Below are 1,130 nucleotides of genomic sequence, written 5' to 3'. Positions count from 1 at the left end.
GCAAGCAGACCGACCGGCCGGGCTGCTTGCTTCGAGTGCGCTTCAGCGGCTTGGCTTGAGCACATGAAGTACACGCAGCTGGGACGCACAGGACTCAAGGTCAGCCGACTCGTGCTCGGCACGATGAACTTCGGCCCGCAGACGGACGAGGCCGACAGCCACGCCATCATGGACGCCGCTCTCGACGCGGGCATCAACTTCTTCGACACCGCCAACGTGTACGGCTGGGGGGAGAACAAGGGCCGCACCGAGGAGATCATCGGAAGCTGGTTCGCCCAGGGCGGCGGCCGGCGGGAGAAGGTGGTGCTCGCCACCAAGGTCTTCGGCAACATGGCGCCCGACGGGGAGTTCTGGCCGAACCAGGACCGGCTGTCGGCGCTGAACATCCGCCGGTCCGTGGACGCCAGCCTCAAGCGGCTGAACACCGACCACATCGACCTCTACCAGTTCCACCACGTGGACCGCCGGACCCCGTGGGAGGAGATCTGGCAGGCCATGGACGTGCTGGTGCAGCAGGGCAAGATCACGTACGCGGGCTCGTCCAACCACGCGGGGTGGCACATCGCCCAGGCCAACGAGACGGCCGCCCGCCGCGGCAGCCTCGGCCTGGTCAGCGAGCAGTGCCTGTACAACCTGGCCGAGCGGCGCGCCGAGATGGACGTCATCCCGGCCGCCGAGGCGTACGGCCTGGGCGTCATCCCGTGGTCGCCGCTGCACGGCGGGCTGCTCGGCGGCGCCATCCGCAAGGAGCGGGAGGGCGGCGGCTCCCGCAGCACGTCCGGCAGGTCCGGGGACGCCCTCAAGAACAGCGCGCTGCGGGAGCAGATCCAGCGCTACGAGGACCTGCTCGACAAGCAGGGCATGGACCCCGGCGAGACGGCCCTCGCCTGGCTGCTCACCCGGCCCGGCGTGACCGGCCCGATCGTCGGCCCGCGCACCGTCGAGCAGCTCGACGCCGCGCTGCGCGCGGTGGAGCTGGAGCTGGGCGAGGACCTGCTGACCTCGCTCGACGAGATCTTCCCCGGCCCGGGCCCGACCCCGGAGGCCTTCGCCTGGTGACGATCGTCGCCCGCTGGACACCGGCGGGTGCGTGACGTGGGCGGCCCCGGGCGCGGAGACTCTCCGCGCCC

General features: G+C 71.2%; 1 protein-coding gene. It reads left to right on the top strand.

Features of this window, described 5'->3' with window-relative positions; genetic code table 11:
• Positions 1–63: 63 nt before the first annotated feature.
• Positions 64–1,059, top strand: a complete 996-nt coding sequence (locus tag ACYVE9_RS27790; RefSeq protein WP_461030653.1) for an aldo/keto reductase — start codon at positions 64–66, stop codon at positions 1,057–1,059.
• The last annotated feature ends 71 nt before the right edge of the window (positions 1,060–1,130 follow it).

This window comes from Streptomyces sparsus, from assembly GCF_054776295.1.
Note: the sequence above shows the minus strand (reverse complement) of the source record. Positions and strands in the feature narration are given on the sequence as shown.

What these genes read in the sequence shown, in the direction of transcription:
- ACYVE9_RS27790 (WP_461030653.1), top strand. Translation starts at nt 64, where the DNA reads ATGAAGTACACGCAGCTGGGACGCACAGGACTCAAGGTCAGCCGACTC.